Annotated in this window: 11 protein-coding genes; 3 read left to right on the plus strand and 8 right to left on the minus strand. The window is 67.4% G+C overall.

From position 1 onward, the window contains the following. Window positions 1–392 precede the first annotated feature (392 nt). The 8 genes from LHA35_RS27690 to LHA35_RS27725 form a co-directional block, all read right to left on the minus strand. Window positions 393–938: a hypothetical protein gene (locus LHA35_RS27690; protein ID WP_226614445.1), complete on the minus strand. Its 546-nt coding sequence runs from the start codon at window positions 936–938 to the stop codon at window positions 393–395. Window positions 939–949: 11 nt separating this feature from the next. Then, a complete protein-coding gene (locus LHA35_RS27695) occupies window positions 950–1,144 on the minus strand; it encodes a hypothetical protein (RefSeq protein ID WP_226614446.1) in 195 nt (64 codons plus the stop codon). Beyond that, the gene (locus LHA35_RS27700; protein ID WP_226614447.1) at window positions 1,141–1,884 is read right to left on the minus strand and encodes a hypothetical protein; all 744 of its coding nucleotides are present in this window, start codon (window positions 1,882–1,884) and stop codon (window positions 1,141–1,143) included. The genes LHA35_RS27695 and LHA35_RS27700 overlap by 4 nt, the downstream gene beginning before the upstream one ends. A gap of 35 nt (window positions 1,885–1,919) precedes the next feature. Then, window positions 1,920–2,114 carry a hypothetical protein gene (locus LHA35_RS27705; RefSeq protein ID WP_226614451.1) on the minus strand — a complete coding sequence of 65 codons (195 nt, stop codon included), beginning with the start codon at window positions 2,112–2,114 and terminating at the stop codon, window positions 1,920–1,922. A 458-nt stretch (window positions 2,115–2,572) separates the two neighbouring features. Continuing rightward, window positions 2,573–2,881, minus strand: coding sequence for a hypothetical protein (locus LHA35_RS27710; protein WP_226614454.1), 309 nt, complete (start codon window positions 2,879–2,881; stop codon window positions 2,573–2,575). Further along, window positions 2,878–3,138: a hypothetical protein gene (locus LHA35_RS27715; RefSeq protein WP_226614455.1), complete on the minus strand. Its 261-nt coding sequence runs from the start codon at window positions 3,136–3,138 to the stop codon at window positions 2,878–2,880. Before LHA35_RS27715 ends, LHA35_RS27710 begins: the two co-directional genes overlap by 4 nt. After that, window positions 3,138–3,419, minus strand: coding sequence for a hypothetical protein (locus tag LHA35_RS27720; RefSeq protein WP_226614457.1), 282 nt, complete (start codon window positions 3,417–3,419; stop codon window positions 3,138–3,140). Before LHA35_RS27720 ends, LHA35_RS27715 begins: the two co-directional genes overlap by 1 nt. Further along, on the minus strand, window positions 3,416–3,781 hold the full coding sequence (locus tag LHA35_RS27725) for a hypothetical protein (protein WP_226614461.1): 366 nt from the start codon (window positions 3,779–3,781) through the stop codon (window positions 3,416–3,418). Before LHA35_RS27725 ends, LHA35_RS27720 begins: the two co-directional genes overlap by 4 nt. A gap of 160 nt (window positions 3,782–3,941) precedes the next feature. On the opposite strand from LHA35_RS27725, the gene LHA35_RS27730 reads away from it, so the two are divergent. The 3 genes from LHA35_RS27730 to LHA35_RS27740 all read left to right on the plus strand — a co-directional run bounded on the left by LHA35_RS27730 (window position 3,942) and on the right by LHA35_RS27740 (window position 5,004). After that, window positions 3,942–4,142 carry a hypothetical protein gene (locus LHA35_RS27730; protein WP_226614464.1) on the plus strand — a complete coding sequence of 67 codons (201 nt, stop codon included), beginning with the start codon at window positions 3,942–3,944 and terminating at the stop codon, window positions 4,140–4,142. Between the two features lie 171 nt (window positions 4,143–4,313). Continuing rightward, on the plus strand, window positions 4,314–4,700 hold the full coding sequence (locus LHA35_RS27735) for a type II toxin-antitoxin system RelE/ParE family toxin (RefSeq protein ID WP_226614467.1): 387 nt from the start codon (window positions 4,314–4,316) through the stop codon (window positions 4,698–4,700). Beyond that, complete coding sequence (locus LHA35_RS27740) at window positions 4,687–5,004, plus strand: helix-turn-helix domain-containing protein (RefSeq protein WP_226614469.1); 318 nt, start codon at window positions 4,687–4,689, stop codon at window positions 5,002–5,004. Before LHA35_RS27735 ends, LHA35_RS27740 begins: the two co-directional genes overlap by 14 nt. The last annotated feature ends 328 nt before the right edge of the window (window positions 5,005–5,332 follow it).

Here is a 5,332-nt window from a genome sequence, read left to right on the forward strand (position 1 = left end):
CACCCGCAGCGGATGGTCGGCCCGGACCCGTTGTTCCAAATCCACGTAGCTGAACAGCGACCCAACCACCGCATCACTGCCACGCATCCTCACCCCGCTCGCTGCCGGGGGTAGGGAATCACGCAGGCGGCATCACCACAATGAATTTCAGCAGCCTGCTAGGCTGCGGCAAGGGGGCGGCCCGGAGGTCCACTTCTCGCTTACGACCGGAGGGATCTCAGCACCCTCCGATCAGATGGTTGAGCGTAATTGCAAAAAATTAAGTTTGGAACCAGAGCGCGCCATCTTCGGCGGGGGCACCGGGCGGCTCTGCACCTAGACGTGTCGGTCCGGCTTCCGACCGGACGAGGGATACGCCCTCGCCATGCGACCGGCAGCCGACATGGATACGATCAGCTACCCGCCCGGTAAGCATTCGCGAGCCGCTGGCGATACTGGCCCTGCGGGGTGGATGGGTCATTGCGCCGCGCTTCCTCGGCCCGAGCCGCATCGCGCGCAGCCAGGCGCAGGCTCGCCGCGTCCGTGGCCTGCACGGGCTGCGCCGCAGGAATGCGGACCTCGCCGCGCAGATGCGCGGACAGCGCGTCATTCTGGCCCTTCAGGGATTGGTTCTCGCGCTGGAGCCGGGCGATTTCGTCGGCGGCGCGGAAGTCCGCATAGACCTCCTGCCCGTCCGCGAGGCGAACCTTCTTCATCGCGTTGCTGTGGGTGCTCATGGCGTGCATTCCTGCTGCAAGCTCGGGGGAAAAGGCATCGGTCAGGGTCAGGCCGACGCGGACTGCACCGCCCGATGGGACGGCGCCGGGCGTGTGCGACCGACGCGCCAGGGCGAGCGCCGCGCCGGCATCGGTCAGGCGAAGGGCTGCGATCCGGTCCGCCGTGTCGGCGTCAACGGTGAAGACCTCTGCGCCGAAGCGGACGATGCTCCGCATGGTCATGGCTGGGCCTCTCAGTGGAATGTCGGGAGCGCGCCGGCCGGCAGCGCCACGGGGAAATGGACCTGCATGGACAGCAGGCCGGCGATCATCCCGGCCTGGTAGTCCAGATCGCGGCGCAGCTTGTCATTCTCGGCCGCGAGGGCTGCGTTTTCGGCCTTCAGCGAGGCCAGATGCAGCAGCAGCGCAGGGTCCGGCGGGGCGCTCATCGCTTGCCCCAGATCGGGCCACCGCACCAAGCCCGCTCGATGTGCTCGCTGGTCGGCCATTTCGTCGGGATGCCGCCCTGCACGGGGATCTTCAGGCCGTGTTCCTCTGCGGCGCGCAGCAGGCGGTTCGCGTGGTCGAAGATCGCTTTGGCTTCGGCCATCTCCTGCGGATCGGGGTCGGTCCGGCCCGGAATGCGGCGCTCAAGCCCACGGCGGAACGCAGCATCAGCAGCACGGCCAGCCTTCACGCGCAGCCGCAATCCTTCCTCGTACACGGGGCGGTGGGCCGCAGTTAGCGCCGCCTGGACCGCAGCCTGGGCCGACTGGACGGCCGGGGCGCAGCGGGACGCCACGATGCCGAGGAAGGCCGCGAACTGCTCGGCCTTGTTCACGTCCACATGCGCTGCTGCCACGTCCTCCGCGCTAACGGGCTCGCCGGCCACGGCGCGTTCCACCAGGGCCGGGAGAGCATCACGGGCCGCCACCACGGCCTGCTGCGCCTTGCTGGCCGCGTCCTGCGCCGACTGAAGCCGCACCCTGGCGTCGGTCAGGGCTTGCCGCGCCGCGTCCACGGGCTCCCATGGGCCGGCGAGCCGGTCTAGGTCAGCATGGAAGGCTTCATCCTCGGCCTGCCGCTTCTCGGCCTCTGCGCGCTGCCTTGCGGCTTCGGCCTCTGCCTCGGCCTTCGCGCGCTTCTCGGCTTCCTCCAGGGCCACGCGAGCCCCGGCGAGGGAGGCCAAGCTACCTCGGGCCTGGAAGGCGGGGTGCGGTCCGTTCACTGGCGGCGCTCCCCGTTCAGGGTGTCGGCATTGGCACGGATCAAGTCCGCCAGCACGCCCGAGACGCTGACCCGGCAGCCCTCGCGCTCGGCCCGCTCCACCGCCGCACGGCGCAGCAGACTAAGTGCGTCGGCCGGAAGCCGAACACCCGTGGAAATAAACGCCTCGCCCTGGTTAGACGCCGAAGCCATGCGAAAGCCTCTCCTGACCATCTGACAGGATAACGGCTCTGCATCGGTTTAGTTCAATGGATTATTTCGTAAAACTTCCCGCATCCGTCTGTTTGCGGCCACGATAAATGTAGCGTTTGACGATACGCCAAGGAAAAACACCGGCCGAATACGCAACTGGCAGGATGCCAGCCCGTTATGCCTCTGCCCGGTTGTGGGTGGAGTTGGTAGGCGAGGGGGTCGCGGGTTTGCTGTGCCCGCGGCCCCCTTCTTTCATGCCTCCCGGTCTGGCGGTGCGTCTGCCGAGCGCCAGGGAGCCGGCGGCACGATACGGCATGACCGCTGGCCGTTCGGCTTCCGGTAGCGGATGCAGTTCCGCTCAAAGATGCAGCCGCGGCAGGCGAAAGGCATCTTGCCCGCCGTGTCGGCCATCAGGTCGTCCGGCTGGCGCAGGGGCCGCCGGGGAGCGTCCCGGCCCTTCATGCTGCCTCGGCCTCCGCGTCCAGCCAGGACAGGCGCGCATCCGCAGCCGCCGCAGCGCCAGTGACCTCCAGCACCGCGTCCAGGGCGCCGTGCTCCACCAGCCCCCGGAAGGCCCCAGCATTCGCAGCTAGGGCGCGCTCCAGGCCCTCGCGGCGCTGCTGGGCAGGACGGTCGGCCCGCTCCATCAGGGCCAGCCAGCGGCGCCATTCTGCGATCCAGTCAGCGCGGGTTTCGCAGACAGTCTCGCCGCCCGTGCGGTCCACGATGACCCAAGGCAGCGCGCGGGAGGAAAGGCGGGGGCTCATGCCCCACGCCCCTTGCCCGCGAGCCGCACCACGCCGAGCCCATGGGCCGCGAGCAGGTCCGCCAGGTCGCGCGCCGCGTCGCGGGCCTCGCCCGGATGGATGGCGGCCGAGACGGTGAACTCGCAGCCCAGGTGGTCGCGCACCAGTTCGTCCGGCCGCAGCCAGGTCGAACCGCTGTCCACCACGGCGCCATGGCGGGAGACGACCGAGGCCAGAACCTCGGCCAGCGTCTCCAGGGGCAGGGGATCGGCGCGCATTAGTGCGTCTCCCCCTGGCTGGAGGGGTGGGGGATGGCGAGGCTCGCCAGAGCATGCGCGGCGGCAAGCTCGGTGCAGACGTGCCGCAGCCCCTTGGCGCGGCAGCATTGCAGCAGCGTGGTCCCTTCGACGCTGCGGGAGAGAGCCGCCGCCATGCGGAGGCGGGCCGCAGCGCAGCCGGCCTCGGTGGTGAGGTCGGCGCCAGCGGTGGGGAGGTACTTCGCCGGCAGCGAAGCCAGGACGGCGCGGGAGAGCATCGGCATGTGCTGGGCCTCGCTCACGCTGCCAGGGACAGGGGAGAGGCGAAGGCCGCGAAGACCTCCGCAGCGGCGGCGCGCTCGGCGGCATCGTGCTCGGGCGCGTAGTGCTGGGGGATGCTGGCGACCAGCGCCAGGAAGGCGACGATCGCGGAGAAGGCCGCATCCTCGCTCACGCCCTCGGCCAGCGGCAGCCATTCGCCCTGCCGAATGTGCAGCATGGCGCGGAAGCCTTCGCCATCGCGGCGAACGTCAACGCAACGAATGCCCGCGATGACCATTGCCAGGGTCGCCGGATTGCGCAGGGAAGGCTGGGCGATGACCGTCACGCCTTTGGTTGCGGAGAGACGGGCGCGGGCGGCCTGCTGTACGCTGATGAAAGCCATTATCCGGGTCCGATCCGGTTTGTGGTTAGGACCGAGCGGGAGGGGTCCAGCCTCTCGTTCGGTCCGCCCCGCAGCAGCGGGACAACCGGATAATACGTATCAGCCGGATACGGCGCAAGCGGATATTGCGTATCTGCCGGATGATACGTATATAAGGGATATGACCAAGGCCCCCGACAAGCCGCGCTTTGAAATGCGGCTACCCCCGGCGCTCGCGGATCGGATTGACCGCTGGCGGCGCGACCAACCTGACCTCCCGAACCGTGCGGAGGCCGCGCGCCGCCTCATGGAAATCGGCTTGGCCGCAGAGGAAGTGCATGCACCGAGACGCTCACCCGGCGAGGCAGAGAGCGACGCATGACCGGCACGGCGGCTCAACTCTAGAGGCCAACTGGATCGCCGAGGCGCTGCGTGAGGCCTCGCCAGAACACACCCAGGGCGCCTTTGAAGATGCACTTATGTCACTACGGTGTGACGAGCCATCCACCTAGCGCGAGCCGGATTGCGAAACCATACAACAGAGTGGTACGGAATGGCCCTCAGGCTGCTCAAGAACAAAGGGTTCGCTCGCTTTGCCAGGAAGGAGGGCCTCACGGACCAAGCGCTGTGCGAGGCAGCCAAGGAGGTAGAGGACGGATTGGTTGATGCCCGGCTGGGCGGGTTCCTGCTGAAGAAGCGTGTTGCCAAAGGCAGCAGTGGAAAAAGCGGCGGTTTCCGAACAATCGTGGCGCATCGGCAAGGTCAGCGCCTCATCTTCTTGTTTGGGTTTGGCAAAGGTGAGCGGGACAACATTGATGAGAAGGAGAAACTGGCACTACTAAAGCTTGGCGAAGAATATATGGGTCTAAGTAGAAAAGACCTAAGTGGTCTGATCGCCTCAGGGGTGCTAGTGGAGGTGAAATGCGATGCCCAAAAATAAGACGAGCCGAATTTTGGCCGAGGTCCATGAGGCTGCGCAGGACTTGCACGATGCTGGCGCCATCAGCACCGTGACCATGCGGGAGTTCGATGCGCTCTGCTTGCCGCCTGTGCGCAGGTACAAGGCGGCAGATATTCGCCGGATCCGTGCGGCTACCCACACCAGCCAGTCCGTTTTCGCGGCCGTCCTAAACGTCACGAAAGGCACGGTTGCTGCCTGGGAGCAGGGCGATAGAGAGCCAGCCGGACCGGCACTCAAGCTCCTGGACCTTGTTGATCGGCGGGGCCTTGAGGCCCTGACCTGATCCAAGCCGTACGTCTTGGACGGAGTGGCTGCCGCCTCGCCGGTAGCTTCGCCCGCTGCACGTATTGCGGCGCAGTGTGCGGCGTCATGGGCAGCAGTGAGGCCAGGGCGGGCGGCTGGCTGCCCGCGCTTCCTCGCGCGTGTAGCTGCGGCGCTGGGCCTGCCCAGCTAGAGCCGGCGACCGAGGACGATGCCCGACACGCAACAGTCTGTGGCGCGACGATCTGGATGCGAGCAGCGCGACAATCAGGATGAGAGTCTGTGGTCGCGGCGGCTGGATGATTGTCGCGGCGCGACAGGTAGGCAAGCGGTTTTCGGGTGATGCGCGA

Source organism: Roseicella aerolata, from assembly GCF_020523605.1.
GTDB lineage: Bacteria > Pseudomonadota > Alphaproteobacteria > Acetobacterales > Acetobacteraceae > Paracraurococcus > Paracraurococcus aerolatus.

Bases quoted from the DNA above. Each gene is read 5' to 3' on its own strand.
- LHA35_RS27690 (WP_226614445.1), bottom strand. From the start codon at position 938: ATGACCATGCGGAGCATCGTCCGCTTCGGCGCAGAGGTCTTCACCGTT.
- LHA35_RS27695 (WP_226614446.1), bottom strand. From the start codon at position 1,144: ATGAGCGCCCCGCCGGACCCTGCGCTGCTGCTGCATCTGGCCTCGCTG.
- LHA35_RS27705 (WP_226614451.1), bottom strand. From the start codon at position 2,114: ATGGCTTCGGCGTCTAACCAGGGCGAGGCGTTTATTTCCACGGGTGTT.
- LHA35_RS27710 (WP_226614454.1), bottom strand. From the start codon at position 2,881: ATGAGCCCCCGCCTTTCCTCCCGCGCGCTGCCTTGGGTCATCGTGGAC.
- LHA35_RS27715 (WP_226614455.1), bottom strand. From the start codon at position 3,138: ATGCGCGCCGATCCCCTGCCCCTGGAGACGCTGGCCGAGGTTCTGGCC.
- LHA35_RS27725 (WP_226614461.1), bottom strand. From the start codon at position 3,781: ATGGCTTTCATCAGCGTACAGCAGGCCGCCCGCGCCCGTCTCTCCGCA.
- LHA35_RS27730 (WP_226614464.1), top strand. From the start codon at position 3,942: ATGACCAAGGCCCCCGACAAGCCGCGCTTTGAAATGCGGCTACCCCCG.
- LHA35_RS27735 (WP_226614467.1), top strand. From the start codon at position 4,314: ATGGCCCTCAGGCTGCTCAAGAACAAAGGGTTCGCTCGCTTTGCCAGG.
- LHA35_RS27740 (WP_226614469.1), top strand. From the start codon at position 4,687: ATGCCCAAAAATAAGACGAGCCGAATTTTGGCCGAGGTCCATGAGGCT.